This is a genomic window from Argonema antarcticum A004/B2 (genome assembly GCF_023333585.1).
Lineage (GTDB): Bacteria > Cyanobacteriota > Cyanobacteriia > Cyanobacteriales > Aerosakkonemataceae > Argonema > Argonema antarcticum.
In genome coordinates, this window is the sequence record NZ_JAIQZN010000008.1 from 12,582 (window position 1) to 38,020 (window position 25,439).

26 protein-coding genes are annotated in these 25,439 nt (G+C 45.5%); 17 read left to right on the forward strand and 9 right to left on the reverse strand.

Annotated features, from left to right (window positions below):
- Nucleotides 1-46: 46 nt before the first annotated feature.
- The 4 genes from hpxZ to LAY57_RS05195 all read right to left on the reverse strand — a co-directional run bounded on the left by hpxZ (nucleotide 47) and on the right by LAY57_RS05195 (nucleotide 4,198).
- Nucleotides 47-433, reverse strand: a complete 387-nt coding sequence (gene hpxZ, locus LAY57_RS05180) for an oxalurate catabolism protein HpxZ (RefSeq protein ID WP_249065244.1) — start codon at nucleotides 431-433, stop codon at nucleotides 47-49.
- A gap of 198 nt (nucleotides 434-631) precedes the next feature.
- Nucleotides 632-853 (reverse strand): hypothetical protein, encoded by a 222-nt coding sequence (locus LAY57_RS05185; protein ID WP_249065245.1) that lies wholly within the window; start codon nucleotides 851-853, stop codon nucleotides 632-634.
- A 51-nt stretch (nucleotides 854-904) separates the two neighbouring features.
- A complete protein-coding gene (locus LAY57_RS05190; RefSeq protein ID WP_249065247.1) occupies nucleotides 905-2,683 on the reverse strand; it encodes a tetratricopeptide repeat protein in 1,779 nt (592 codons plus the stop codon).
- A gap of 90 nt (nucleotides 2,684-2,773) precedes the next feature.
- Nucleotides 2,774-4,198 carry an amidohydrolase gene (locus LAY57_RS05195; protein ID WP_249065249.1) on the reverse strand — a complete coding sequence of 475 codons (1,425 nt, stop codon included), beginning with the start codon at nucleotides 4,196-4,198 and terminating at the stop codon, nucleotides 2,774-2,776.
- A gap of 132 nt (nucleotides 4,199-4,330) precedes the next feature.
- On the opposite strand from LAY57_RS05195, the gene LAY57_RS05200 reads away from it, so the two are divergent.
- Nucleotides 4,331-5,134, forward strand: a complete 804-nt coding sequence (locus LAY57_RS05200; RefSeq protein ID WP_420839065.1) for a cysteine hydrolase family protein — start codon at nucleotides 4,331-4,333, stop codon at nucleotides 5,132-5,134.
- A 197-nt stretch (nucleotides 5,135-5,331) separates the two neighbouring features.
- Nucleotides 5,332-5,784 carry a cupin domain-containing protein gene (locus LAY57_RS05205; RefSeq protein WP_249065250.1) on the forward strand — a complete coding sequence of 151 codons (453 nt, stop codon included), beginning with the start codon at nucleotides 5,332-5,334 and terminating at the stop codon, nucleotides 5,782-5,784.
- A 211-nt stretch (nucleotides 5,785-5,995) separates the two neighbouring features.
- Here LAY57_RS05205 and gap read toward each other — a convergent pair whose 3' ends face one another.
- Nucleotides 5,996-6,997, reverse strand: coding sequence for a type I glyceraldehyde-3-phosphate dehydrogenase (gene gap, locus LAY57_RS05210; RefSeq protein ID WP_249065251.1), 1,002 nt, complete (start codon nucleotides 6,995-6,997; stop codon nucleotides 5,996-5,998).
- A gap of 237 nt (nucleotides 6,998-7,234) precedes the next feature.
- On the opposite strand from gap, the gene modA reads away from it, so the two are divergent.
- Together modA and modB are read left to right on the forward strand one after the other, a co-directional pair.
- Nucleotides 7,235-8,038 carry a molybdate ABC transporter substrate-binding protein gene (gene modA / locus LAY57_RS05215; RefSeq protein ID WP_249065252.1) on the forward strand — a complete coding sequence of 268 codons (804 nt, stop codon included), beginning with the start codon at nucleotides 7,235-7,237 and terminating at the stop codon, nucleotides 8,036-8,038.
- Between the two features lie 174 nt (nucleotides 8,039-8,212).
- A complete protein-coding gene (gene modB / locus LAY57_RS05220) occupies nucleotides 8,213-10,024 on the forward strand; it encodes a molybdate ABC transporter permease subunit (RefSeq protein ID WP_249065253.1) in 1,812 nt (603 codons plus the stop codon).
- A 105-nt stretch (nucleotides 10,025-10,129) separates the two neighbouring features.
- Here modB and LAY57_RS05225 read toward each other — a convergent pair whose 3' ends face one another.
- Together LAY57_RS05225 and LAY57_RS05230 are read right to left on the reverse strand one after the other, a co-directional pair.
- A complete protein-coding gene (locus LAY57_RS05225) occupies nucleotides 10,130-10,375 on the reverse strand; it encodes a hypothetical protein (protein ID WP_249065255.1) in 246 nt (81 codons plus the stop codon).
- Nucleotides 10,376-10,493: 118 nt separating this feature from the next.
- A complete protein-coding gene (locus LAY57_RS05230) occupies nucleotides 10,494-10,757 on the reverse strand; it encodes a hypothetical protein (RefSeq protein ID WP_249065256.1) in 264 nt (87 codons plus the stop codon).
- Between the two features lie 178 nt (nucleotides 10,758-10,935).
- Here LAY57_RS05230 and LAY57_RS05235 point away from each other — a divergent pair, with 178 nt between their 5' ends.
- The 10 genes from LAY57_RS05235 (at nucleotide 10,936) to LAY57_RS05280 (ending at nucleotide 21,640) form a co-directional block, all read left to right on the forward strand.
- Nucleotides 10,936-11,244 (forward strand): YhjD/YihY/BrkB family envelope integrity protein, encoded by a 309-nt coding sequence (locus tag LAY57_RS05235; RefSeq protein ID WP_249065257.1) that lies wholly within the window; start codon nucleotides 10,936-10,938, stop codon nucleotides 11,242-11,244.
- Nucleotides 11,245-11,703: 459 nt separating this feature from the next.
- Nucleotides 11,704-11,982 (forward strand): hypothetical protein, encoded by a 279-nt coding sequence (locus LAY57_RS05240; RefSeq protein WP_249065258.1) that lies wholly within the window; start codon nucleotides 11,704-11,706, stop codon nucleotides 11,980-11,982.
- A 179-nt stretch (nucleotides 11,983-12,161) separates the two neighbouring features.
- Complete coding sequence (locus tag LAY57_RS05245; protein WP_249065259.1) at nucleotides 12,162-14,936, forward strand: bifunctional acetate--CoA ligase family protein/GNAT family N-acetyltransferase; 2,775 nt, start codon at nucleotides 12,162-12,164, stop codon at nucleotides 14,934-14,936.
- Nucleotides 14,937-15,421: 485 nt separating this feature from the next.
- Nucleotides 15,422-16,015 (forward strand): transposase, encoded by a 594-nt coding sequence (locus LAY57_RS05250; RefSeq protein ID WP_249065260.1) that lies wholly within the window; start codon nucleotides 15,422-15,424, stop codon nucleotides 16,013-16,015.
- Nucleotides 16,016-16,104: 89 nt separating this feature from the next.
- Entirely contained in the window at nucleotides 16,105-16,440 is a 336-nt protein-coding gene (locus LAY57_RS05255; protein WP_249065261.1) for a hypothetical protein, read from the forward strand.
- Between the two features lie 358 nt (nucleotides 16,441-16,798).
- Complete coding sequence (gene psbB, locus LAY57_RS05260) at nucleotides 16,799-18,331, forward strand: photosystem II chlorophyll-binding protein CP47 (RefSeq protein ID WP_249065262.1); 1,533 nt, start codon at nucleotides 16,799-16,801, stop codon at nucleotides 18,329-18,331.
- A 160-nt stretch (nucleotides 18,332-18,491) separates the two neighbouring features.
- Nucleotides 18,492-18,590 carry a photosystem II reaction center protein T gene (locus tag LAY57_RS05265; protein ID WP_249065264.1) on the forward strand — a complete coding sequence of 33 codons (99 nt, stop codon included), beginning with the start codon at nucleotides 18,492-18,494 and terminating at the stop codon, nucleotides 18,588-18,590.
- A gap of 176 nt (nucleotides 18,591-18,766) precedes the next feature.
- Nucleotides 18,767-19,324 carry a transcriptional regulator NrdR gene (nrdR, locus tag LAY57_RS05270; RefSeq protein WP_249065266.1) on the forward strand — a complete coding sequence of 186 codons (558 nt, stop codon included), beginning with the start codon at nucleotides 18,767-18,769 and terminating at the stop codon, nucleotides 19,322-19,324.
- Nucleotides 19,325-19,669: 345 nt separating this feature from the next.
- Nucleotides 19,670-20,824, forward strand: coding sequence for a S1 RNA-binding domain-containing protein (locus LAY57_RS05275; RefSeq protein WP_249065268.1), 1,155 nt, complete (start codon nucleotides 19,670-19,672; stop codon nucleotides 20,822-20,824).
- 78 nt (nucleotides 20,825-20,902) lie between these two features.
- The gene (locus LAY57_RS05280; protein ID WP_249065270.1) at nucleotides 20,903-21,640 is read left to right on the forward strand and encodes an HAD family hydrolase; all 738 of its coding nucleotides are present in this window, start codon (nucleotides 20,903-20,905) and stop codon (nucleotides 21,638-21,640) included.
- 66 nt (nucleotides 21,641-21,706) lie between these two features.
- On the opposite strand, the gene LAY57_RS05285 is transcribed toward LAY57_RS05280, so the two are convergent.
- Nucleotides 21,707-23,056, reverse strand: coding sequence for a tRNA nucleotidyltransferase/poly(A) polymerase-related protein (locus LAY57_RS05285; RefSeq protein ID WP_249065272.1), 1,350 nt, complete (start codon nucleotides 23,054-23,056; stop codon nucleotides 21,707-21,709).
- A 100-nt stretch (nucleotides 23,057-23,156) separates the two neighbouring features.
- Here LAY57_RS05285 and LAY57_RS05290 point away from each other — a divergent pair, with 100 nt between their 5' ends.
- The 3 genes from LAY57_RS05290 (at nucleotide 23,157) to LAY57_RS05300 (ending at nucleotide 25,240) form a co-directional block, all read left to right on the forward strand.
- Entirely contained in the window at nucleotides 23,157-23,405 is a 249-nt protein-coding gene (locus LAY57_RS05290; protein ID WP_249065273.1) for a Ycf34 family protein, read from the forward strand.
- Nucleotides 23,406-23,772: 367 nt separating this feature from the next.
- Nucleotides 23,773-24,435, forward strand: a complete 663-nt coding sequence (gene tsaB / locus LAY57_RS05295; RefSeq protein ID WP_249065274.1) for a tRNA (adenosine(37)-N6)-threonylcarbamoyltransferase complex dimerization subunit type 1 TsaB — start codon at nucleotides 23,773-23,775, stop codon at nucleotides 24,433-24,435.
- A gap of 205 nt (nucleotides 24,436-24,640) precedes the next feature.
- Nucleotides 24,641-25,240: a hypothetical protein gene (locus tag LAY57_RS05300; protein ID WP_249065276.1), complete on the forward strand. Its 600-nt coding sequence runs from the start codon at nucleotides 24,641-24,643 to the stop codon at nucleotides 25,238-25,240.
- An 11-nt stretch (nucleotides 25,241-25,251) separates the two neighbouring features.
- On the opposite strand, the gene LAY57_RS05305 is transcribed toward LAY57_RS05300, so the two are convergent.
- Nucleotides 25,252-25,425, reverse strand: coding sequence for a hypothetical protein (locus LAY57_RS05305; protein WP_249065277.1), 174 nt, complete (start codon nucleotides 25,423-25,425; stop codon nucleotides 25,252-25,254).
- Nucleotides 25,426-25,439: the final 14 nt, after the last annotated feature.

The following is a 25,439-nucleotide window of genomic DNA, read 5'->3' on the forward strand; positions in this document are numbered from 1 at the left end:
AAGTAAATAATACCAGAAAACTGGCGAACAATTACCTTTTTCCCAATTACCCATCACCGATTAATAATGACACATGGGCGCTAACAACGCGCCAACCTTTTTCGGTTCGCATCCAGGTTTGACTTTGGCGTCCGATCCTATCTGAGGATGGTGGGCGCTTAAATTCTGTATTTACTGTGGCAAAATCTCGTCCGTAAGTGGTGATGACTGTGTTTATCAGTACCCTTTCTAAATTAGCAGCCGATCGGTTGCTGCGAAAAGTCGCGATCGCATCATAACCGTACAGATTTTCTCCCACGCCAAAGCGTACTGTCTGCGGACTTTGCCAAAATAGTTCGTCTAGTACGGCGATGTCATTGTCAATCAAAGCTTTTTCGTAACGCTGAAATGCTGCTGTCACTTCAGCTACCACATCGGGAATGTTGATATCCATAGTTCTGGAAAATAAATATTAGCAATTTCTAGCAACCGCCCGTGTTAGGACAACTCCAACTTTTACCTCTGGTCTTTCCATCCCCCTCTTCCCTCTTCCCTCTTCCCTCTTCCCTCTTCCCTCTTCCCTCTTCCCTAGCCCCTAGCCCCTAGCCCCTAGCCCCTAGCCATAAGGTAGGCATTGCCCACCCTACGAGTTTTATTCTGGATACAGACGATATGAGGCTGTTGGCAAATCAGTTGTATTATCCCCTTTTTCCATCTCCTCGTCAAACTCTTCGATCAATTTTTCGCACTTTTCCAACAATTCTTTCTCCTCTTCTGGTGTAAATCCTTCTTCAGCAGCTGTGCGAATTGGGCTTTTCTCATTTTCTTCTAAGGTTAGTGGCGATTTTTCTGGGTTGTTTTTTTCAGAAGTCATAGGTAAAGTTCCTTGGTGCAATAAGTAGGTATGGCTCGATGTCAGATCGGTTTAGCGCGGTATGACGTTGAAGGAAATACAAATGCGATCGCTATTTCCAGTAAAGGGAATGGTTGAATGCCAGAAGTAGGATGGGAAGAGTACCAGCAACCCTTCTTCTGGTTTAATTGTATATTTTTCTATTTCTTCCGTTTCCACTACCTTGGGGAATAGATTGCCGAAATTCAAATATCCTTCCCCATTATTGTTCTGCTTCACAGTATCTGGAATTTGGATATAATAAACGCCACTGACAAAACTTTCCGGGTGAATATGAGAGGTTTGAAATCCTTCTGACTCAAGTACAACAGCCCAACCGCTGAGTTTCCATGCTGATGGCGGTTCAGAGAAAAAGTCATTTTTGGCATTAACTGCACAACTGTTTAAATAATCCCTTATGTGGATATTTACCATATCGCATAAGGTCGTAATTACAGGTGCATTATCGGTAAATATCTCGTAAGTCTGACGCCCTTTGTTTATGGGTTTGCCAATCCGATCTTTTAGTAAAGTCGGATGATTATAAATATACTTTTTTAGGTCAGCATTGTAAGCAGTTATATTATCCCATTGTGCCACTTTAGTAAATGGGTATTTGGCCAGCAGCGCTGAGTAATCAAAAATATCCGCAGCCTCATCGATTTTTTCCACTTCTTGAAGTGCTAAACCAAGATGGGCATAAACTTTAACATTTTTTTGGTCACTTTCGCGGGCTAGTTGAAAGTGTGCGATCGCTCCCTCTAAATCACCCGTTTCTCGCAAAGCAATTCCCATATTAACACCAAAATCTACCGCATCTCCATCTAACTTGAATTTGTTTTGATAAAGTTTGATTGCTTCGTTCCACTGAGATTTATTAGCGAATATTTGGCCTAAACGAGACATTGCTTTGAGCGATTTAGGCTCTAGTTTTAAAGCTAGATTGTAACATTCTACCGCCTCCTCATTGTGCCCTTGTTGACTCAAAATAATACCGAGATTAATATGAGGATCGGGGTTCTCAGGTGCTAATTTAGCAACTTCGCGATAACAGGCAACCGCAACATCAATTCTACCCTGTTCGTAGAAGACTGCACCAATATTGGCAAGAGCTTCTGTAGAGTAAGGATCGATTTCCAAAGCTTGCTGATAGGCTGACTGTGCCGATCTAAGATCGCCTTTCCGGTAATATAGCATACCCAGAGATGTCAGTGCTTCAAAGAAATCCGGCACAATCGATAGACCTTTTTGATAAGAAGCGATCGCATCATCCAGCAAACCAATTTCCTTTAACAAATGACCGAGCGCTACATGAGCGCGTGGATGCCGGGGATTCGCCGTTACTGCTAGTTTGAAGGATGCGATCGCATCTTCTACCAGGTCTTCTTCTGTTAGTAAAATACCCAAATTAAAGTGTGTATCTGCAAAGTTAGGATTAATTTCTAAAGCATTTTTATAACATTTAATAGCTTCCTCTGTGCGCCTTGCCGATATGTAGACGCTGCCCAAATTATTCAAATAGCCAGCATTGTTGGGTTCAACACTTACAGCCGCAGAAATTAGAGGAATTGCGCCTTTTAGATCCCCATTTTGCGCCTTAAGTAGACCCAAACCATTTAATGCCTTGGGATTTTTAGGTTCCGACTGAAGTATTTGTTCGTAAACAATTTGTGCTTGCGCCAACTGTCCGCTTTTGTGAAGTGACAGCGCATCAGAAAGGGCATCCGATCGCAAATTATTGTTTTGCCTAAAAACACTTTGACTATTTTTACCTTTATTTTTTGCCGCTTTTCGTCTTTGTTCTCTATTCATATTCGATCCTTGTTTTCTCGTGACCGGACTTAGGCTGGGAATGCTCTGTAAGAGGATCTGCCTCTAGTCTGAGGTAGATCCTCATTTTAACTAAGAATAACCTTGGGCCGATCGCGCTTGCAATCCCATCACAGTGCGATAACGATCTTCTACTTCGCCCAGTGTTTTAGACTGGCGATTATTAGCCCACTGACTGCGATCGAACAATTCCTTTCTTAAGTTATCTACATCGATAGTTGTCACTTGCCCATTTGCAACAACTCTTTTGCCATTTACCCAAACACTATCAACCGCCTGAGTGGGACGACCCAATATTAGCAAACCAATCGGGTCGGTGCGCGGCAACAGCGACAAACTCTTAAGATCGTAAAGTACCATATCGGCCTTTTTACCCACAGTCAGCGAACCAAGTTCATCCGCCACATTCAATCCTTTAGCACCGCCCAAAGATGCCATTTCCACCGATTGACGCGGCCCGATCCAGTGGTGATAATCTAAATCCGTGACGTTGTGCAAAATCGAACCAATCTTGATAGCTTCCAGCAAATCTTGCGAATCGTTACTAGCAGAACCATCGCAACCAAAAGACACATTGACTCCCGCTTGCAGATATTTCAAAATAGGAGCAATGCCGCTACCCAAACGCAGGTTACTGAGAGGATTATGTACAACGGTGGATTGAGTTTCTACCAAAATAGCAATATCTGCATCGGTCAAATGCACGCAGTGGGCTAAAGAAGTGCGGGGACTAAGATAACCGATACGCTGGAGATGTTCAACTGCGCTACATCCGTATTTTTCTTGAGCCAGCAACACTTGGGCTTTGGTTTCCAGCAAGTGAGAATGACGACAGAGATTGTAGCGATCGCTCAATTCTGTAACGCCTTCAAACAAAGCATCAGAACACAGTTGAATTCCCGTCGGCGCAACCAAAATATACACGCCTTCTTCTGGTTTGTGAAACTTATTTACAGCCTCTTCTATTAATTGCAGAGTGGCGTTTGTCGAGCGAATATAAGCTTCGTGTTCCTGTTTTGTATCGCCGCTGGGAATGCCAGATGTGAGAGATTCATCCTGAATCAGAGGGGCGATAAAAGCGCGGATACCGACTTCTTTGTAAGCGCGAACAGCAGTAGCAATAGTTTCGATTTCTTTACCCGGAATCAAAACCAAGTGATCGACAACACTTGTGCCTCCAGACAGCAAAGTTTCTACAGCCGTACCTAAAGCAGTCAGATAAATTTGTTCCAGTTCCAGAGGTACAAAGTCGTAGAGTTCCGCCAGCCACAATTCTAGCGGAACCGGGGGAATCACGCCGCGCTGCCACATCTCCGACGAGTGGGTGTGCCCGTTGACGAAACCGGGGAGGAGGAGTTTGTTGTTACAATCGACAGGAATGCCGATCGCATTGAGATTGGGGTCAATAGCGGCAATGCGATCGCCTACTACTTGCACATCAACGGTTGCGTAACCGCGATCGACCGGAATTAGAGCTTGCTGGAGGGTAAAAGTCACCGAATTCCCCTGTAAATTAAGAATTTAGAAAGTTTTCCGAGTTTGGGACAAAAAAGTAGTATTAAACATATTAAGTCTAATTCCATTTTGAACTACAACAGAACTGTAACTCAAAACTCAAAATTCAAAACTATGATGAAACCCCTACGTACCTTGGGCATACCCCCAAATGCTTGGGCAGTTGATGCGGAAGTAGCAGATATCACCCGACCGCCCCTCGAACCTCAATCCATAATACTACCAACAGAAACCAAAAAGCTACGTCTGGATTTGGCAAAAGCAGCCATATTAGTAATTGATATGCAAAATGACTTCTGTCATCCAGATGGTTGGCTAGCGCATATTGGCATAGACGTGACACCGGCACAGACTCCCATCAATCCCCTCAACACACTACTACCAGAATTGCGAAAAGCCAATGTGACTGTAATTTGGCTTAACTGGGGAAACCGTCCCGATTTACTGAATATCAGCGCTGGATTGCGCCACGTTTACAATCCTACAGGCTCGAGCGTTGGTTTGGGCGATCCTTTGCCTGCCAATGGTGCCAAAGTCCTGATGGCGGGAAGTTGGGCGGCGGCAGTAGTAGATGAATTAGAACAAAAACCTGAAGATATCCGTGTTAATAAATACAGAATGAGCGGTTTTTGGGATACTACTTTAGATAGCATCCTGCGAAACCTGGGAAAAACTACTCTATTCTTTGGAGGAGTGAATGCCGATCAGTGCGTAATGGCTACATTGCAAGATGCTAACTTCCTGGGTTATGACTGTATTTTAGTCAAAGATTGCACCGCCACTACTTCCCCAGAGTATTGCTGGCAAGCCACCCTTTATAACGTTAAGCAATGTTTTGGTTTTGTTACAGATTCGCAAGCTATCTTAAAGGCAATTACTCATTCGATTTTAGATTTTGGATTGAACCCACAGCAGTAAAAACAAATAATCATATCATGTCCTTACACATCGGTCACCTCAAAAACTCGTGTGATTATTCTTATCTGCGTTTATCTGCGTTTATCTGTCTACCCTACGGTCAGGCGAAGCGCCTACATCTGCGGTAAAAATTTAACCAACGATGACAACAGACAATTTGACGATATCACTACCAAATAACAAAGGAAAAAGGAAAAATGATTAATCGCTGCATGATTCCGATCGCCAAGTCTCCCAGAGATTATCAAGCTTTTCGCATCAGTCCCCAGGACAGCAATCGGTTAGCGATCGTATTCGATCCCACAAGTGCTAACGTATCGTTAACTTTGTGCGTCGAAATTTTTGATGCTGGGGGTAAAACTCCTCCCAATCGTCATAATCTGGCCGTAGAATTGTTTTTTATCCTCAAAGGAGAAGGACTGGCAACCTGCGATGGCAAAACAGTTTCTATTGGTGCCGGAGACAGCATATTAGTACCGCCAACAGGAACTCACGAACTTAAAAATACAGGTTCAGGGCGCTTGTACGCCCTGTGTTTTATGGTTCCCAACGAAGACTTTGTAGAACTGATTCGCAGCGGCACACCCGTAGAATTGGATGAAGAAGATTTAAGCGTTCTCGGTCGTAAAGATGCGCTGGTTCCATGCTGAAAAAAGCCAGAAGCTGTTGTGCATTTAAATCCCATATCGTAGGGTGCGTCAGATATTCAAGTTTTTCCTATAATGTTAAGCTGTCTGTCTGACGCACCCTACTCAAAACGAACGCTAACGCTGCGAAAACCGCGCCCCAAATAGTCTATTAAAATACAATATAACAGTCTACAGAAACCCGGTTTCTTGGAGAAACCGGGTTTCTAAGGTTCTAGATGTAGATTGTCAAATCTACCAGGCGGTTGGAATAACCCCACTCGTTGTCGTAATAAGCGAGAACTTTGACAAAATTGCCATCAAGTACGCTAGTCGATCGCAAATTCACAATTGCGGAGTGAGGATCGCCTACGCAGTCGGTAGAAACCAAAGGCAAATCGCTCACTTTGAGAATTGCTTTCATCGAATTGGTGGCATACTTGCGGAAGGCGTCGTTAACTTCCTCTGCCGTTACCGATTTTCGCAATAACGCATTCAAGTCGGTAACAGAACCTGTGGGGGTAGGTACGCGCAAGGCGATACCATCGAGACGCCCTTTGAGTTCCGGTAAAACCAACCCAACTGCTGTAGCTGCACCCGTTGTAGTTGGTACAATGTTCTGAGCGGCAGCGCGTCCGCGTGCCCACTCTTCGGGATGTCCCATATCTACCAAACGCTGGTCGGCGGTGTAGGCGTGTATTGTAGTCATCCAACCTTTATCGATGCCAAATTCATCGTTGAGGATTTTGGCTAGAGGCGATAAGCAATTGGTGGTACAGGAAGCCGCTGAGATGACATCATCGCGCTCTTTATTGTATTTTTCGTGATTGACGCCAAATACGAAGGTGGGGACTGCTTCGCCCTTAGCAGGCGCACTGATAATCACTTTTTTGGCACCAGCTTGCACGTGCAAACCAGCTTTGTCGGCGCTGCGAAAGACGCCGGTAGACTCAATTACGACATCAATTCCCATGTCTTTCCAGGGCAGGGCGGCGGGGTCTCTTTCTGCCAAAAGAGGGATTTCGCGATCGCCAATTTTAAGACCTTTTTCGCCGGGAGTTACTTCCTCGCCGGGGAAACGACCGTAGATCGAGTCATACTGCAATAGGTATGCTGCTAAGTCGGGTTTTAATGCCACATCGTTGAGGGCGACGACTTCCACATCCGGGTTTTGATGCGCTATCCGCATAAAAGCCCGTCCAATTCGTCCAAACCCGTTAATTGCTACTCGTTTCATGTCTTTCACCCCATCGAAATATCTAAATATGCTGAGTTATGCCAGTTTCTTAGTATCGGGGGATAATAAGCTCAAGTTCTTGAGTCGCCCCAAAGTCTTGACGCATTCTCAAGCAAACCAGTGTTAAGAATACTTGGCTATTGGGAGAAAGTAGAAATGCTTTATAAAAGTTTTAGACATTTGGGGCGATCGTAACTTGGTTTTGCATTTAACGCATAGCGCGATCGCATCAAACAAATGAAAAGAAGACAGATCGTTACCTTTATCGCCGGAATAGCTGCTGTAGCGTTGTTAACAGTCGGCTTCGGTTATGTAAAAACGGGATATTTTGCGATCGCGCAGGGGCGAACGTCGCTGACGGTATCCGCCGCCATTAGTCTCACCGAATCTTTGCAAGAAATTAAGCAAATTTATACGCGCAGCAAGCCGAATATCGCCGTTACGTATAACTTTGGCGCTTCCGGTGCCCTCCAGCAACAGATCGAACAAGGGGCCCCCGTTGATGTGTTTTTCTCAGCAGCAGCCAAACAAATGGATGCTTTGCAGGAAAAGGGATTGCTGATTACAGAAACTCGCAAAACTCTGCTGAATAACCGCATTGTCTTAATTACACCTAAAAATGCGCCTGCACTGACGAGTTTCAGAGATTTAAGCAGTTCGCAGGTAAAGCGAATTGCGATTGGTGAACCCAGGAGTGTACCGGCTGGACAATATGCACAAGAAGTGCTACAAAATCTGGGTATTTTCGAGCAAATCAAACCGAAAATTGTTTACGCCAACAACGTGCGTCAGGTGCTTACCTACGTGGAAACTGGAAATGTGGATGCTGGGATTGTTTACATAACTGATGCCAAGCAATCTAATGGAGTTAAACAGGGGCCGATCGCACCCGAAAATTTACATTCTCCTATTGTATATCCAGTAGCAGTGCTGAAAAACAGCAAAAATATCCCTATTGCCACAGATTTTGTGCAATTTCTGTCTAGCCATCCCGCCAAAGCCGTATTTCAAAAGTATGGTTTTACAATGGCTAATAGCTAATAACGTAAGTTGCTAGTTATTAGGTTATGGGTTACCTAAAAAATTCTTGTGATTATTCTTATCTGTGTTCATCTGTGTTCATCTGTCTTCATCTGTGGTAAAATTATAACCAACGGTGACAACAGATAATTTGACAATATCACTCTTATTCAAATCTGCAATTTTAAATTTTAAATGATTAATGACTTATCCCCATTATGGATATCCCTAAAAACCGCTTTCATAGCGACCATCGTTACCTTATTTATAGGAATTGCGGCAGCAAGGTGGATGCTGGGATATAGCGGCAAAGGCAAAGGATTAATAGAAGGAATTCTTATTTCTCCTCTCGTTTTACCACCGACAGTAGTCGGTCTTTTGTTGTTATTGTTGTTTGGTAAAAACGGCCCGATCGGACAAATATTATTGTCATTGGGAATAACAATTATTTTCTCATGGCCTGCTACAGTTATCGCAGCAACAGTAGTAGCTTTCCCGCTGATGTACAAAACAGCATTGGGAGCATTTGAACAAATCGATCCTAATCTTATTAGTGCTGCCAGAACGCTTGGAGCTTCCGAATGGAGAGTATTTTGGCGGATTACTTTACCTTTGGCATTACCAGGAATTGTAGCGGGAACAATTCTCACTTTTACCCGTGCGTTGGGTGAATTTGGTGCAACTTTGATGCTTGCTGGCAATATTCCAGCACAGACGCAAACTATCCCATTAGCTATCTATTTTGCAGTAGAAGCGGGGGATATGAATCTAGCCCTAATTTGGGTTTTGGTTATTTTATCTATTTGTTTATCAGTTCTCACGGCTGTTAATTATTGGTTGGAGAATCGGAAATCTGGAATAGGCAAAAAGAAAAATTATCAATACCAAATTCTCCAAAGCCAATTCCATCAGCACAATTCACAACTATTTGTGAATATCGAAAAGCAACTTTCTGACTTTTCCCTATCAGTCGCATTCAACCTAGCTGGAGAAACTTTGGGCGTGTTGGGTGCTTCCGGTGCTGGCAAAAGCATGATGCTTCGGTGTATTGCTGGTTTGTCAACTCCTACGCGGGGACAAATTATTCTGAATGGGCGGGTTTTGTTTGACTCGACAAGAGAAATTAACTTACCCAGTCATCAGCGCCGGGTTGGGTTTCTCTTTCAGAATTACGCTTTATTTCCTCACATGACGGTCGCTGAAAATATCGCTTTTGGTTTGCCAAAGTTATCCAAGTTAGAAATAACTCAGCGAGTAAGACAACAACTAACTTTGGTGCAATTGCAGGAATTGGAAAACCGCTATCCTCACGAACTTTCTGGTGGACAGCAGCAGCGAGTGGCTTTGGCGAGGGCTTTGGCTATTAAACCCGAAATTTTGCTGTTAGATGAGCCTTTTTCTGCCCTCGATACTTACTTACGCAGTCAGTTGGAAAAACAGTTAATTGAGACGCTTTCTGATTATCGAGGCGTGACGTTATTTGTTACTCACAATTTGGAAGAAGCTTATCGAATTTGTCAAAATTTGTTGGTACTTTCGGAAGGTAAAGCGGCTGCTTATGGTGGGAAGGAAGAGATTTTTGAGCATCCTCGCACTTTCACTGTAGCGCAATTGACTGGATGCAAGAATTTCTCTCGCGCAGATGTCTGCCAAATCCATTTTGATAAGGAGGGAATAAGAGAGGTTGAAGCTTTAGATTGGGGTTGTACTTTGCGGGTAATTGAGCCAATTCCTCAGACGTTGGCGTATGTGGGAATTCGCGCTCATCATTTCACTTTTCCAGAAGATGATAATAAAGAGAATACGTTTTTGTGTTGGGTGGTGCAGACAAGCGAAACTCCTCACCGAATGACTCTTTATTTGAAGCTGCACGCGCCGCCAGTAAATGCTAAGGATTATCATTTGCAAGCGGAAGTTTTTAAAGAAAAGTGGGCTGTTCTTAAAGATACACCTTTGCCTTGGTATATCGGTTTAGATCCGCTGCGGTTGTTTTTGATGGAGGGGTGAAGGGTGCGATCCCCTGTCAAAATAATCAAGCCATAAGCTATTAGCTTAAAGACGATACGTTGAACTATCAGCTACGCGATATACCTACGGCACGCTACGCGAAAGCTATGGCAATTCTTTGATGTCTAGAACATCGACGATTCTCAGCCTATGCCCAACTCGATAAATAACAATTAACTTTCCTACAGTAAAAGATTCTAGTTTTTCTGGAGCGCCAGTGATAAAATCTTCCTGGTCAACCGCTAACCTGTTCAATCGCTCCTGTATCTGTCGCGCTGTCGCGCTGTCATTTGGCTCCAATTCTTGCAGCTTTTGTCTTGCTTCTAAGGATTTCCAAATTTCATAGGGCATCTTTTCTGTCACCTTTAGTGGTAAAGTGCAGGATAGAACAAATGAGCGTTCTATCCTGGGAAAAAAGCATCGATGACCCTAAATTATAAGCGGTGTTAGTCATGAGTCAGCGCGATAACTACGAAGTTTTGCCTGTTTGTCCGTGTTCCCAACGGGTAGATTCACCGCGTGCATTCGACTCTAAACCTCTACGAATACCTTCCTGCACCTCTAGGGGAAGATCCCCAAACCTTATGGATCGCCTTGTACCTTCAGGGTCAGCTATATCGTAAGAATCGATGAGATAATCTGGATTCAGTCGCTCAAGTTCGACTTTGGCTTCCTCGGCGATCGCCCATCGCATCTCTTCGTCACTCAACTTATTCGATGTTGTTGGTTCCATTGATTTTATCTGTTAACAGCTTTTGCTCACACAATTATAAAATCCGCTTCGGGAACTAGCAGCGTCTCCAATCTTGCGCCTAAAGTTCAAACTCCCTCTTGTGGTGCTGATGTAAAATCTTCTCGTCGGGAAAAAATGGCTTTGCAGTTGGTAACCTATCAGCTTGGAGCCTATATCGATGAGTATCAGAACAATTTGGGTGTTGCTGAAAACAACATTTTCTCAGTGGAGACAGGATCGAGCTTCGCTGATGGCTGCTGCACTTGCATATTATACCGTGTTTTCTCTGGCACCGCTGTTGGTGATTGCTCTAGCTCTAGCAGGTGCAATCTTCGGCGAAAAGGCGGCAAAAGGAGAACTGGTAACCCAAATCCAAAGTTTAATTGGCAAAGATGCTGCCGAACTCATCCAGGCAGCCATTGAAAACGCCAGTTACCTAGATCCCAGTCAAGGCATTATCCCACCCTTCTTAATATCGGCTTTCTGATTTTGGGCGCAGAATTTAACGAAGTTTACCAGAAAAGCAACGCTAAAGAAGTTATTGCTACCGATCGCGCCATACCTGTGCCTAAAAACTGTCTAGGGTAACTAAGAGCGTTCGCCCTCTGCCTACGGGTAGATGAAGCCATCGGGAACTTTAGCCAGATGGCTTCATCTACACTTCACACATAATGACTCATCTGAATGGAACTAATTACGCAATTACTTGCCCAATTAGTGTGTCGGGAATCACAAAATATAGGTAATCTGAACTGATGTTGCGTTTACTTAACTTAAATAGAGTTAATACTAACGGTAGTGTAAATTCCATTCATGATTTTTTGTAATGAAATGCAATGTTTTTATTGCAAATACTACAAGTTAAGCAGACTTGTAAATTTTGCTGCATACTTTAAAAAAGGTAGGCCAGTTTTGGCATGAAAATACTTTTAAAAGGAATCCTCTTATGAAAACCCTAAATCCTCCTGTTTCAGCGTGCAAGTATTGTAAATATTACAAACCTATTGGCCGCCGGGGCGGGTCTTGCGAAATGCTGGGCGTATCAGTGCAAGGTGCGTGGAAGGGTTGCCATATAGGAACGCCACTATTTACGGCCCAGTCGGAAAGTTGCGAAACTGCACAAGAGAACTGTAATCCAATACACAAAACCTCTCAAAAAGAAGCCCAGGAATTTTCGGAATTACAAAAAAAAAGCTTTAATACTGCCGATTTAATCGTTTCCTGAATTAATCAAATCGCGATCGCACTCAACCGCCCTTGCTTGCGGTTGAGTTTTTGTTTAGTAGCACCTATAGCCAAAAGGTTCATTGCGTAGTCTAACCAACTGACAGCGATGAGCTAATTTCGTTAATGTGATAACTGAAACAGCGATTCACTGAAATAGGTAGATCGACAGGAGTCTAGATGCAAACGCCAACACCAATTAAACAAACCACCGATCCCGCCCATGACGTACTGCGTTACGAGCATCAACCCCTCGATGCCATCTTTGCACCAAAAAACGTTGCCGTCATAGGCGCAACCGAAAAAGCAGGCAGCGTCGGACGCACCATCCTGTGGAACCTAATTACCAGTCCCTTTGGCGGCACCGTTTTTCCCGTCAACCCCAAACGCCCCAGCGTACTCGGTATTAAAGCTTATCCCAACATCGCCGCAGTACCGGAAAAGGTCGATCTCGTTGTTGTGGTAACACCCGCCTCAACAGTACCGGGGGTAATCAGCGAATGCGTTGATGTGGGGGTAAAAGGAGCAATTATTATATCTGCTGGCTTTAAAGAAGCTGGCGTTTCCGGTATCGAATTAGAGCGACAAGTCCTAGAACAAGCGCGTCGCGGCGGGATGCGAATTATTGGCCCTAACTGCCTCGGCCTCATGAGTCCGATATCGGGACTAAACGCCACTTTTGCCAGCGCGATGGCTCGTCCCGGCAATGTCGGTTTTATCAGTCAAAGCGGCGCACTCTGCACCGCTATCCTCGATTGGAGTTTCCGCGAAAACGTTGGTTTCAGTGCGTTTGTTTCGATCGGTTCGATGCTCGATGTGGGCTGGGGGGACTTAATTTATTACTTAGGCGACGACCCCCGCACGGAAAGTATCGTTATGTATATGGAATCGATCGGCGATGCGAAATCATTCCTCTCCGCCGCACGAGAAGTCGCCCTCAGCAAACCGATTATCGTCATTAAGGTGGGACAAACCGAGGCGGCTGCAAAAGCGGCGGCTTCTCACACCGGGTCGCTAACTGGCAGCGATGAGGTATTGAATGCCGCTTTCCGACGCACGGGTGTATTGCGCGTCAATACTATCGATGACTTGTTTAACATGGCGGAGGTGCTGGCAAAGCAACCGCGTCCAAAAGGAAAGCGTCTTACCATTCTCACCAATGCCGGTGGCCCAGGGGTACTTGCTACCGATGCACTAATTACCGAGGGTGGCGAACTGGCGGAATTGTCCAAAGACACAGAGGAAAAGCTAAAGGAAATTTTGCCAGCAGCGGCTAGTACGCACAATCCGATCGACATTTTAGGAGATGCGGAGCCGGAACGATATGCCAAATCCCTAGAAATTATTGCCAAAGATCCCAACAGCGATGGTTTGCTCGTTATCCTAACTCCTCAAGCGATGAGCAATCCAACTCAGACAGCAGAACAACTTGTCAAGACTTTGCACTCAGAAAAGTTGCAGTCAACATCTTTACACCGCAAGCCAATTTTGGCTAGCTGGATGGGTGGTGGTGAAGTTGCAGCGGGAGAGGAAATTCTTAACCGCGCTAGTATCTTTACTTTCCCTTATCCAGATGCTGCTGCCCACGTATTTAACTTGATGTGGCGCTACAGCTACAACCTGCGCGGTATTTACGAAACTCCAGTATTGCCGGAGGATTGCGGGGAACAGAAGTGCGATCGCGTTTTGGCAGAAACAATTATCAGAACCGCACGCCAAGCTGGTCGCACAATTCTAACAGAATATGAATCTAAACAACTCCTCAGCGCTTACGGTATTCCCACAGTAGACACCCGCATCGCCACCACTCCAGAAGAAGCAGTAGAGTTAGCAGAAAAAATTGGCTATCCAGTTGTTTTGAAATTGTATTCGGAAACTATTACCCATAAAACAGATGTGGGTGGTGTGCGGCTGTTAATACAAGATGCCATCGCGGTCAGAGGTGCTTACAACGGTATCAAAAATTCCGTTACTCAGAAAGTTGGTGCCGAACATTTCTTAGGCGTCACAGTTCAGCCAATGCTCAAAATTGAAGGCTACGAATTGATCCTGGGTAGCAGTGCCGATCCGCAATTTGGCCCAGTGCTGTTATTCGGTACTGGCGGACAATTGGTGGAAGTTTTCAAAGATCGAGCCTTAGCGCTACCGCCCCTTAACAGCACTTTAGCGCGGCGGATGATGGAACAAACCAAAATTTACACTGCCCTCAAAGGTGTGCGCGGACGAGATCCAGTCGATATCGCCGCATTGGAACAGCTGTTAGTGCAATTTAGCCAGTTAGTTGTCGAACAACCGTGGATAAAGGAAATTGATATTAACCCTCTACTCGCTTCACCGCAGAGATTAATTGCACTGGATGCGCGGGTGGTATTGCACGAACCGGATACCAGCGAAGACAATTTATCTAAACCTGCCATTCGTCCTTATCCGAGTCAATATATCGCACCTTTTACGATGAAAGATGGGATGTTGGTCACAATTCGTCCCATTCGTCCAGAAGATGAACCGCTAGCGGTCAAATTCCATCAAATGCTTTCAGAGGAAAGCGTTTATCTGCGCTATGCACATTTGGTGAAACTGAGTCAGCGGATCGCCCACGATCGGTTGTCCCGTTTGTGCTTTATCGATTACGATCGCGAAATGGCGCTGGTTGCAGAACACATCAATCCTGAAACTGGTTTGCACCAAATTATTGGTATAGGCAGGTTAAGCAAGTTGCACGGCACCAATGAAGCTGAATTCTCTATGCTGATCGCCGATCGCTTCCAACGTCAAGGTTTGGGTACGGAGTTGCTGCGGCGGTTGGTGCAAATTGCTGGCGATGAAAAATTGGATCGCATTACTGCGGATATCTTGACAGATAATATGGCGATGCAGCGCATTAGCGAGAAGTTGGGTTTCCGGTGCGATCGCATTATGGGCGAACCAATGGTGAAAGCAACTTTTGACTTGTAAAAAGTTGGGTTTACATCAGAAACCTGGTTTCTTGAAGAAACCGGGTTTCTGGGGTCTAATAGCGATCGCTTCGCACTTTTCAACAACATTATTTTTGTGAGAAAATCTGGGTATTCGTATAGATGTATAGCATGACGGGGTGACAACAAACTGTAAAACCCTTACTGCGTGCGGGTTTTACAGTTTGTTGTCAAACAAAAATAGGTCTGCTATTCTCAAGAAGACCTACCCAATTGAAAAAAATGAATTTACTACTCACATTCTACACCCAATACCTAGAAACGCAACTAAAAAGAGCCGAGTTTTTAATTTTATCTATGTTGGTTGTCATGTGACAACAGCATCGAAGCGTAAAATTAGAAGAATTGGCTGGTCAATTTCCCCAGAAAATTCTATTTGAAAGTCGGCGAAAGAAGCTGCAAAGATTTCTCTCGCTACCACACCTAACAGGAGAAAAAATTTGGTGGCCACTATTCAGTTATTGGTTGACCAATAATTTTGAACCAACCTCAGTATTATACATCGCGATTGACCGCACTCAATGGGGTTTAATTAATTTAATAGTCGTCAGTTTAATTTATGAAAAAAGAGCCATGACCATCTATTTTGTAGTTCTCCCTAAATTAGGTAATACAAATAGCTCAAAACAAATAGCAGTACTCTCTAAAGTATTGCCGTTATTAAAGAATTATCAAAAAGTGGTATTAGGGGATAGAGAATTTTGTTCTGTAGACCTAGCTGAATGGTTGAGAAGTCAAGCCGAGACCTATTTTTGCCTACGCTTACGACGAAATGAATATATTAAAATCGCCTCTCTGGGATGGGTACAATTAGAGGATTTAGGTGTAATTCCAGGGATTTCAATTTACTTTGGAGGCGTTAAATTAACCGATCGCATTGGATGCGATCGCACTCCTGGGTTAAAAGAGCATATTTTGATTTTACTGCTGCCAAGAGCGATCGCACCCGACCCAAGGCCCGATCGTCGGCGATCGAGCCGCTGGGTTTTCAGACTGAGCGTCCTGTTGTATAATCCACAATGCGGACACGCGGGGGGTGTAACTTGGGAGCAGCTATGAGGACGTCAAAACCACAAAAACTACCAAGGCGGCTCAATTGTTACCCAAACAGGTCATAATTTGACAAACACAGTTGCAAAAAGAAGCCTGTGAAATATTTTTTTCTTTCTGATGGATGGTCTTTTGGCAGAGTATGGGCGTCTGATGGCCTATGGAACGAAACGGCTTGGCGACGCCAACCGAGTATTGAGCGAATGAGTATTTGCCTAGTAGAAAACAATGAAAAGTTATGGCTCTATCGGGTGGAAGACGCTATCCTAACCGTAGAAGTTAAGCCACTAGCGACTGCCGAAGTAGGCCCAGCCGCCCAAGCGATCGGTCAAGTAGTTCTAAAGCGGCTCATCACAGCCGAACAAGTGCTGGAAAGAATGGCAGCGGGTCAGGCTATGTGCCAACTGAATAATATCGAAGCTATAGTTTTTTGACACTCGCCGGAATTGAATTCGGGCGATTCTTGGTTAATGGACGTACCTGAAAAAGAAAAGCGGGGGCTTTGGCCCGGCAGCGCCGTTCCCTGACATCCGCCAGCAACCTCGATCGTAAAGTGCAACAAGACAGTTGAACCGAATCGCTGGGATGAATTTGCCAGTTTAACCTGCTTGCAATGGGCAGCGACAAGGTTTACACTTCTTTAAACGCTCTCATTTTCCTAAAGGCATTGTTAAACTGCTCAAGTGTCTTAAATATTGGACATTAAGCGGACAGCCTCAGGATTTAGAACCTTAAGAAACGGCATAAAAGTTCGCTGAATTATACATCACTTATCGAGGAGGATCGTAGTCAATGGGACTACCCTGGTACCGAGTACACACAGTCGTTCTGAACGATCCGGGGCGATTGATTTCTGTACACCTAATGCACACTGCCCTCGTAGCAGGGTGGGCCGGTTCTATGGCCCTGTACGAACTAGCCATTTTTGACTCCAGCGATCCAGTCCTGAACCCCATGTGGCGTCAGGGGATGTTTGTGATGCCATTCATGGCACGCTTAGGCGTCACCCAATCCTGGGGTGGTTGGAGCATCACTGGCGAAGCGGCAAACAATCCCGGCGTCTGGAGCTTTGAAGGCGTTGCAGCCACTCACATTATCCTTGCCGGTCTGCTGTTCCTAGCAGCAGTTTGGCACTGGGTTTACTGGGATTTGGAACTCTTCAGAGACCCCCGCACTGGCGAACCAGCTCTCGACTTGCCAAAAATGTTTGGCATTCATTTGTTCTTGTCCGGTCTTCTTTGCTTTGGCTTCGGTGCCTTTCACCTATCGGGACTTTTTGGCCCAGGTATGTGGGTCTCCGACCCTTACGGTTTAACTGGCCACCTCCAAGCCGTGGCCCCAGCGTGGGGGCCGGAAGGTTTTAACCCCTACAACCCAGGTGGCATTGTGGCTCACCACATTGCTGCGGGTGTTGTCGGTATTATTGCCGGTTTGTTCCATTTAACTGTTAGACCTCCAGAGCGGCTTTATAGAGGGCTGCGGATGGGGAACATCGAAACAGTACTTTCTAGCAGTATTGCCGCTGTATTCTTCGCTGCCTTCGTCGTCGCCGGTACTATGTGGTACGGCACTGCCGCCACGCCGATCGAACTGTTTGGCCCGACCCGCTACCAGTGGGATAAAGGCTACTTCAAACAAGAGATCCAAGCGCGGGTGCAAGCAAGTTTGGCAGAAGGTGCCAGCCTGTCAGAAGCTTACTCTGCTATTCCTGAAAAGCTGGCTTTCTATGACTACATTGGCAACAGCCCTGCCAAAGGCGGTCTGTTCCGCGTCGGTCCGATGAACAAGGGAGATGGCATTGCCCAAACATGGCTGGGCCATCCAGTATTCAAAGATGCTGAAGGGCGGGAATTGACAGTCCGTCGGATGCCCAACTTCTTTGAAACCTTCCCAGTGATCTTGACCGACAGCGATGGGGTAATTCGTGCTGACATCCCATTCCGTCGCGCTGAATCTAAGTACAGCTTTGAGCAAGTTGGCCTCAGCGTAACCCTCTACGGTGGCGAATTGAATGGTCAAACCTTTAATGACCCATCCAGGGTGAAGCAGTTTGCTCGTAAGGCCCAACTCGGTGAGCCGTTTGAGTTCGATCGGGAAACCCTCAACTCTGACGGGGTGTTCCGCACCAGTACCCGTGGTTGGTTTACCTTCGGACACGCTGTATTTGCACTACTGTTCTTCTTCGGTCACATCTGGCATGGGTCTCGTACCCTCTTCCGTGATGTGTTTGCAGGTGTAGATCCTGAACTTTCGGAAGAGCAAGTCGAATGGGGCTTCTTCCAGAAAGTGGGTGACAAGAGTACCCGCAGAACGGAACCTGTGTAAACCAACTAAATGATTGGGGACTTGGAGAGTTCTGAGTTAAGAATTTTGAGTTTTGAGTTAAATTTTATAATTCAAAACTCATTCCTCATTCCTCAAAACTATTTCTAGCCCCAATCCTTTGGTAGACTAATAAGCGACTGAATAGTCAGGAAGTTTTGATATGGAAAGCATTGCTTACATTTTGATTTTCACTCTGGCGGTGGGCGTCCTCTTCTTTGCGATCGCATTCCGCGAACCTCCTCGCATTGAGAAGAAGTAGTCAGCCTCAAGCATCTTCCCAGCTCTAAAAGCAACTGTTTAACAACAGAAGCCGCTGCTACTCATCTGGCGATATCGCCATCAGCCAGATCTAAAGTAACAGCTGGCTTTCGCTTTTTTAACTTGCTGGAGCATCTGCCCTAGCATAACGGTCAACAAATTAAAGGAGTTGACAAAATGCGCTGTCCTTTCTGCCACTACCCAGATAATCGCGTCCTTGAGTCCCGCTCCGCAGAAGCAGGACAAAGTATCCGGCGACGAAGAGAATGTTTGAGGTGCAAACGTCGCTTCACGACTTACGAGCAAATAGAATTTGTTCCCATTACCGCGATTAAGCGGGACGGTCGCAAGGAATCTTTTGACCGTTCTAAATTGCTGCGCGGTATCGTTCGTGCTTGCCAAAAAACGGGTATTCCCCAAACCCAACTCGAAGCTCTCGTTGATGAGGTTGAATCAGAACTCCAGCAGCGAGAGGTGCGAGAGGTCACAAGCAGTGAAATTGGCGAGATGGTTCTCGGTAAACTCCAATTTCTCAGCGAAGTCGCTTATGTACGCTTTGCTTCTGTCTACCGCCAATTCCAAAGCATTAAAGATTTTGTGGATACTTTAAACCATTTAAGTACAAGCAGTTCAACGGCTTCTGTAGTCAACACACCCGATCTGGGTTCACGATCATCGCACTTATCTGAGGCTTTGTCACCAGAAGACTCTGTTTCTTTTGTGAGGTCTTTGTGACATTTAGAACTTTGACTTGGAAATACCCTTGCCAAAATCGCTCCAGTATGCTAAAGAGATGTTAAGCGATCTATTAAGGTACAGGAATCCAAACGCGATCGCTTCCCTTGTTGGCGATCATCACAAAACCCGGCCAGCCGCTCCCAGCTAACAACACAAGTAGAAACTATATCCACAGGATGTACTTAAGTTAAAATAATTAATCTAGACTCTCAATCGCCCAGCTGTCCAACGGCTGGCGATACGGTTTGCAGACTTGTAGGTGTAGGCTGCACATTACCAAAGTGCGTATACATCAACAGGAGGAGCAACTTTTACAAACATAATTAGCAGGAAACGATTCGCATGGTCAATCTGAAAACAACAGCTACAGCAGAAATTGGTTTCACTCACGAAGATTTTGCCGCTTTACTCGATAAGTATGATTATCACTTTAATCCCGGTGATATTGTAGCTGGTACGGTATTCAGTATAGAGCCGAGGGGCGCTCTGATTGACATTGGTGCTAAAACAGCGGCATACATCCCAATTCAGGAAATGTCAATTAACCGGGTTGACGCTCCCGAAGAGGTGCTGCAATCAAACGAGACTCGTGAATTTTTCATCCTCACAGATGAAAATGAAGATGGACAACTGACGCTTTCCATCCGACGGATTGAGTATATGCGGGCTTGGGAGCGAGTCCGCCAGCTACAAGCAGAAGATGCTACAGTGCGATCGGGCGTATTTGCCACCAATCGCGGCGGCGCTTTAGTAAGAATTGAAGGCTTACGCGGCTTTATTCCCGGTTCTCACATCAGCACCCGCAAACCTAAAGAAGAATTAGTGGGAGAGGAACTACCCCTGAAGTTCCTGGAAGTAGACGAAGACCGCAACCGTTTGGTGCTGAGCCACCGACGAGCGCTGGTAGAACGCAAGATGAACCGACTAGAAGTCGGCGAAGTGGTAATTGGTTCGGTACGGGGAATCAAACCCTATGGTGCCTTCATCGATATTGGAGGCGTCAGCGGTTTGCTGCACATTTCTGAGATTTCCCACGAGCATATCGATACACCCCATAGTGTGTTCAATGTCAATGATGAAATCAAGGTTATGATCATTGACTTAGACGCTGAAAGAGGTCGAATTTCACTTTCAACCAAGCAGCTAGAACCCGATCCGGGTGACATGATCAGGAACCGCGATCGCGTCTACGATATGGCCGAAGAAATGGCGGTTAAGTATCGCGAACAATTGAAAGCCAAACAGCAAGGTAACGCTCCGGCGCGGATGGAAATTCCAGTTGCCGAACCAGTTGCCGAATCAGCTGCTGAATCAGTTACCGAATCAGTGGCCCAACCAGTTGCCGAATCAGTGGCCCAACCAGTTGCCGAACCCATCGCTCAACCAGTTGCTGAACCAGTTGATGAACCAATCGCCGAACCAATCGCCGAACCAGTTGCCGAACCAGTTGCCGAACTAATCGATGAAGAAGAAATCGTACCCGCGACTGAAGAGTAACTATTCACTTAGTTGATAGAAAAAAGAGGGATGCTCCCTCTTTTTTTGTTTGCGTGTAATTAAGAGGAGTTAAAACTTTTGGTAACTATCCGTTGTCGGGAAGTAACTTTCCCAAATATCCAGGCAGTAATTTTTGACAAAGATGGCACACTAGAGAATTCGGAAGAGTATTTGCGAAACCTGGGACAAAAAAGAGTCCGCACGATCGATGCCCAAATTCCAGGAGTAGGCGATCCCTTGTTGATGGCTTTTGGTATTGATGGGGATAAGCTAGATCCCACAGGGTTAATGGCTGTTGGCAGTCGCCGTGATTCGGAAATTGCTGCCGCCGCTTATATTGCCGAAACTGGACGCGGGTGGTTGGAGTCGTTAGCTCTAGCTCGTCGCGCCTTTGAAGAAGCCGACCAAGTATTGAAAAATGCTACTCCTTCCCCTCTATTTGTCGGCAGTCTGGAAGTATTGCAATTTCTATCAGCAGCAGGATTGAAATTGGGGATTCTGTCAGCTGCTAACACATCACAAGTGCAGAAATTTGTCAAGCGTCATCAACTAAATGATTATATTCAGTTAGAAATGGGAGTGGATGAAGGGCCAAGCAAACCAGACCCGGCTTTATTTTGGCAAGCTTGTCAGAGATTGGGAGTAGAACCGAGTGCTACTTTGATGGTGGGAGATTCTGCTGGTGATATTGAGATGGCGCGTCGTGCTGGTGCGGCTGGTTGTATTGGTATTTGCTGGGGAAAACCAGAGGCGGTGCATTTGGAAGCAGCAGATGTTGCGATCGGACAATTAGACGAAATGCAAATTATCGCCTAATTTGAGATAAGTAGGTGGGCATAATTACTGGAGTTTAGACGAACAAAACTCAAAAGTCTGGAAAGTTTATTGAGAATATTTAGCAAAATCAAGCGCTTCTGCTGCTGTAGAGATTCTGCCTTCGATGCGTGCGAGCTGAATGGCGGTGAGGAGTTGGCCGATCTGTGGGCTAGACGGTATGTTAAGGGCTTCCATCAAGTCTTTGCCATTTACGAGAGGTGTGGGGTGGGCAACTTGGTCTGAGGGGGTAAGATAGCGATCGCACAACGTTGCAATTCCATCCACTTTAGTCCCAGCAGCAACAGCTACCAATACTAATGCGGGGAAGACTACTCCAACTTCCCGAAACATAAAGTACTGTTCTCGTACAGACATGGAAGTCTTACGCAATTGAGGTAAAAATTTGAGGATTGCAGTCACAGCGCGAATTTCAGGAACGCTGTACTTCATCTCTTTGAGAAAATCTTCAACTGAGCAATTTTCTACCCGAATGTCAGCGCGAGTGTAATTCAAGCTGACTTTTAACTCATCAATTCCCGAAAGCCAAGTTTCTGGAATTAGCAAACTGGCAAGTTTAGCGATCGCAATCCAAGTCCGTTTTGAGTCTGCCGCTAACCCCGGAACCGCAGAAGACAATTCTACCCCAAGTTGCGGCCAAGTTTGGGCCAGTATTGCGCTAGTGCGATCGATTTCCGCTACTAGGGCCAAATTTGCTGCTGTTACATCGTCGTGCAAAACCGATCGCAGTATACCATCTGACCAAGCGGCGTTTAACCAGGGAGTGCCTTGAGGACTGCTGAGGAGATAGCCTAATTCTACCCGCACTCGTTCTGCGGCGATTTGAGCGAGTAAAGGTGCTAATTGGCTAATAGTCGATCGAGTTTCCTCCTCAATAACAAAACCCAATTGACCAGCTTGACGATAAGCTCGTAATAGGCGCAAGGGGTCGTCTTCGAGATTTGCAGACGATACCATACGGATGATGCCCTGCTGTAGGTCAGAAGTGCCTTGTAGGGGATCTATGAATTCGCCTGTACGGGGATTGTAGGCGATCGCATTCACAGTAAAATCCCGCCGATGCAAATCTGTTTCCAAGCTATCGCCTTCCTGTTCGGCAAAATCAGCAGTTGCATTTTTGAATACCACTCTGGCAATCTTTCGTTGAGGATCGAGTACAACAAACCCAGCTTTGTAGTGATATGCGATCGTACTAGCTGTCTCCACTGCACCAATTGGCACCACAAAATCCAAATCCAGATACTCCCGCCGTCTTAAGAGTAGAGCATCTCGCACCGCACCACCTACCATATAAGCAGGCACGGGCAGCAATTCCAAGTCAAACGGCCAACTTTCGGGAGATAAGATAGAATCTTTCTTATTTTCTTCCTTCGCGTCCTTTGTGTCTTCGTGGTTCATTCAATTTTTTTACCAACTTGCAACAAAAATCAACCAAGCGACCAACAAATTGCTCTCTTCCCTAAGCTAGATTAACAGAAAAGCCTGTGGAGAAAAAGCTATGTGTATTTGCATTAACTGCCATTATGTAGACCGCTGCACCACCTACAATGCGGTAGAAACTCAGCATCAGGTGCCTCACCTGACGGAAACGCCCGATTTTGAAGCTAACGAACCGAGCATTAACGTCAACATTCGTACCCGTGAAGATTATATTGAGATGGAGTGGGATGTTGTCGGCTGTAATAGCTTTAAGCAAGAGACGGGCAAGTGGGTGAGATTGCGTCCAGGTGAGTTGGTGCCAACTTGAGAAAGGTGCCGACAAAATTGAGGGGCACGTTCTGAACGTGCCCCAACAGGATTAAGCGGAAATTGTAAAAAACTTAACTGTAGATACACCTGCGATCGCAACCACTACTTTACACACAAAAATAGTGCTTTAAACTAGCAAACTTGACTATAATTTTAAATTACCTGGTTAGATCGTGTCCTTAAACATCGTTCATCTAAAAAATGCGTGTTCTTATTCTTATCTGTGTTCATCTGTGTTCATCTGTCTTCATCTGTGGTAAAAATTTAACCAACGATGACAACAGACAATTTGACGATATCACTCATAACCTAAAAGAATTAAGTAATAATTAGGAGATAAAAACTATTATTTGATGGGTAAACTGATGCCAAACTTGTTAGATCCGGGGAAATATGGCCTTGCTCTACACACTACCACCCCAGAATTAGGTATAGCCCTCAGTAATTTTACAAATGACTCCCGCTGCCAAACCTGGGACTTGGGGCACGATATATCGACCCATTTGCACCAGTACTTAGCCGAGTTTATCAAGCCTCAGACTTGGGCGGACTTGGCGTTTATTGCCGTAGCCAAAGGCCCTGGCGGCTTCACGGGTACTCGCATCGGTGTCGTAACTGCCCGTACCCTAGCCCAACAGCTGGATATTCCCTTGTTTGCTGTATCCACATTAGCAGCGGTTTGTCAAGAGGAGTTGGCAAAAAATTCTGGAGAGGCGATCGCAATTCAATTACCTGCCCATCGCGGCGAAATATTCGTCGCTATCTATGAAGTATCGCCAACTGGTTCCGGTTTAACCCAGCTATTGCCAGACACAGTAATAAAACCGGAAAAATGGCAACAAACTCTGGAAAATTGGCCTAATTCCTATCATTTAATCCAAGCATCAGATAAATTGGGTGCATCAGTTTCCAGCGTGTTAGAACTCGCCTATTTGGACTGGCAAAATGGATTGCGCCCCCATTGGTCAGAAGCGCTACCTTTTTACGGTCAACACCCAATAGAGGACAAAAATGTTGCAGCCCTTTAGAACACAGCCAATCTGGATAACACAAAGGGTAGGCTGACACTTCACCCATAAAATGGCAGTTAGGTGGAAGCATAAAATGGCAAAAAAATGCCTTTTTCATAAGATTTTAGCAGACTAAGTACGAAAGAACCGTTCCTAGCCCCCAATCTCTTCTTTACTTTTGACTTTTGACTTTTGACTTTTGACTTTTCTTGCCCCTAGCTATATGTCATACAGCCAATTCACAACACTGGCAGCAGCACTGAATTCTTTCTCTCTCACTGTGAGGGAACAAAGATTCTTTCCGATGTTAGAGCCTCTCACTGCGTCTGAAGTTTTCCGCAGTTATCTGGATGAGACACTTCCTCTCGCGGCATCAGGTAGTGAAAAGGTTCGTTCGGAAGGCATTATTTATCCAGTTTTGATCGAAGTCAGGCGCATACTGAACCGACAAATAGCCGTGTTTTCTGGTGAGGAATTTTCCGTAGATGAAACCGTTGGACTCAACGGCATTGTGGATTTTCTGATTAGCCGATCGCCCATTATCAGCACTATTATGGCTCCGGCGGCGGTGATTGTGGAAGCTAAAAAAGCCGATATCAAGTCAGGCTACGGACAATGTGTGGCTGAAATGGTGGCTGCCCAACGCTTTAATCAGGCAAAAGCGCAACCCCTCCAGGCGATTTACGGCTGTGTTAGCAATGGCACTCAATGGCGCTTTATCGAGCTGGTTGACACTACCGTTACCATTGACCTTACCGATTACTCTCTCCCTCCTGTGGAGCCGATTTTGGCTTTTTTGGTTTGGATGCTCCAACAGCAGTGAATCATGTCCGGTTACATCGGCATTGTCATAGGAATCATTGGTTGAATTTTACCGCAGATGAAGACAGATGAACGCAGATATGAAAAGCGATTTTTTAGCGTTCCGATGCTACCGGACATGATACAGGGATTGCCGCTGTTATGAGGTACAGAAGTAAGGGCGTTCGCGAAGCGTGCCGGAGGCATTAGCATTCCGGCAA

Bases quoted from the DNA above. Each gene is read 5' to 3' on its own strand.
- gap (WP_249065251.1), bottom strand. From the start codon at position 6,997: ATGAAACGAGTAGCAATTAACGGGTTTGGACGAATTGGACGGGCTTTT.
- LAY57_RS05285 (WP_249065272.1), bottom strand. From the start codon at position 23,056: ATGAACCACGAAGACACAAAGGACGCGAAGGAAGAAAATAAGAAAGAT.
- hpxZ (WP_249065244.1), bottom strand. From the start codon at position 433: ATGGATATCAACATTCCCGATGTGGTAGCTGAAGTGACAGCAGCATTT.
- LAY57_RS05205 (WP_249065250.1), top strand. From the start codon at position 5,332: ATGATTAATCGCTGCATGATTCCGATCGCCAAGTCTCCCAGAGATTAT.
- modA (WP_249065252.1), top strand. From the start codon at position 7,235: ATGAAAAGAAGACAGATCGTTACCTTTATCGCCGGAATAGCTGCTGTA.
- tsaB (WP_249065274.1), top strand. From the start codon at position 23,773: ATGCCAAACTTGTTAGATCCGGGGAAATATGGCCTTGCTCTACACACT.
- LAY57_RS05230 (WP_249065256.1), bottom strand. From the start codon at position 10,757: ATGGAACCAACAACATCGAATAAGTTGAGTGACGAAGAGATGCGATGG.
- LAY57_RS05245 (WP_249065259.1), top strand. From the start codon at position 12,162: ATGCAAACGCCAACACCAATTAAACAAACCACCGATCCCGCCCATGAC.
- LAY57_RS05300 (WP_249065276.1), top strand. From the start codon at position 24,641: ATGTCATACAGCCAATTCACAACACTGGCAGCAGCACTGAATTCTTTC.
- LAY57_RS05235 (WP_249065257.1), top strand. From the start codon at position 10,936: ATGAGTATCAGAACAATTTGGGTGTTGCTGAAAACAACATTTTCTCAG.
- psbB (WP_249065262.1), top strand. From the start codon at position 16,799: ATGGGACTACCCTGGTACCGAGTACACACAGTCGTTCTGAACGATCCG.
- LAY57_RS05185 (WP_249065245.1), bottom strand. From the start codon at position 853: ATGACTTCTGAAAAAAACAACCCAGAAAAATCGCCACTAACCTTAGAA.
- LAY57_RS05200 (WP_420839065.1), top strand. From the start codon at position 4,331: ATGATGAAACCCCTACGTACCTTGGGCATACCCCCAAATGCTTGGGCA.
- modB (WP_249065253.1), top strand. From the start codon at position 8,213: ATGATTAATGACTTATCCCCATTATGGATATCCCTAAAAACCGCTTTC.
- nrdR (WP_249065266.1), top strand. From the start codon at position 18,767: ATGCGCTGTCCTTTCTGCCACTACCCAGATAATCGCGTCCTTGAGTCC.
- LAY57_RS05265 (WP_249065264.1), top strand. From the start codon at position 18,492: ATGGAAAGCATTGCTTACATTTTGATTTTCACTCTGGCGGTGGGCGTC.
- LAY57_RS05225 (WP_249065255.1), bottom strand. From the start codon at position 10,375: ATGCCCTATGAAATTTGGAAATCCTTAGAAGCAAGACAAAAGCTGCAA.
- LAY57_RS05305 (WP_249065277.1), bottom strand. From the start codon at position 25,425: ATGCCTCCGGCACGCTTCGCGAACGCCCTTACTTCTGTACCTCATAAC.
- LAY57_RS05190 (WP_249065247.1), bottom strand. From the start codon at position 2,683: ATGAATAGAGAACAAAGACGAAAAGCGGCAAAAAATAAAGGTAAAAAT.
- LAY57_RS05240 (WP_249065258.1), top strand. From the start codon at position 11,704: ATGAAAACCCTAAATCCTCCTGTTTCAGCGTGCAAGTATTGTAAATAT.
- LAY57_RS05275 (WP_249065268.1), top strand. From the start codon at position 19,670: ATGGTCAATCTGAAAACAACAGCTACAGCAGAAATTGGTTTCACTCAC.
- LAY57_RS05290 (WP_249065273.1), top strand. From the start codon at position 23,157: ATGTGTATTTGCATTAACTGCCATTATGTAGACCGCTGCACCACCTAC.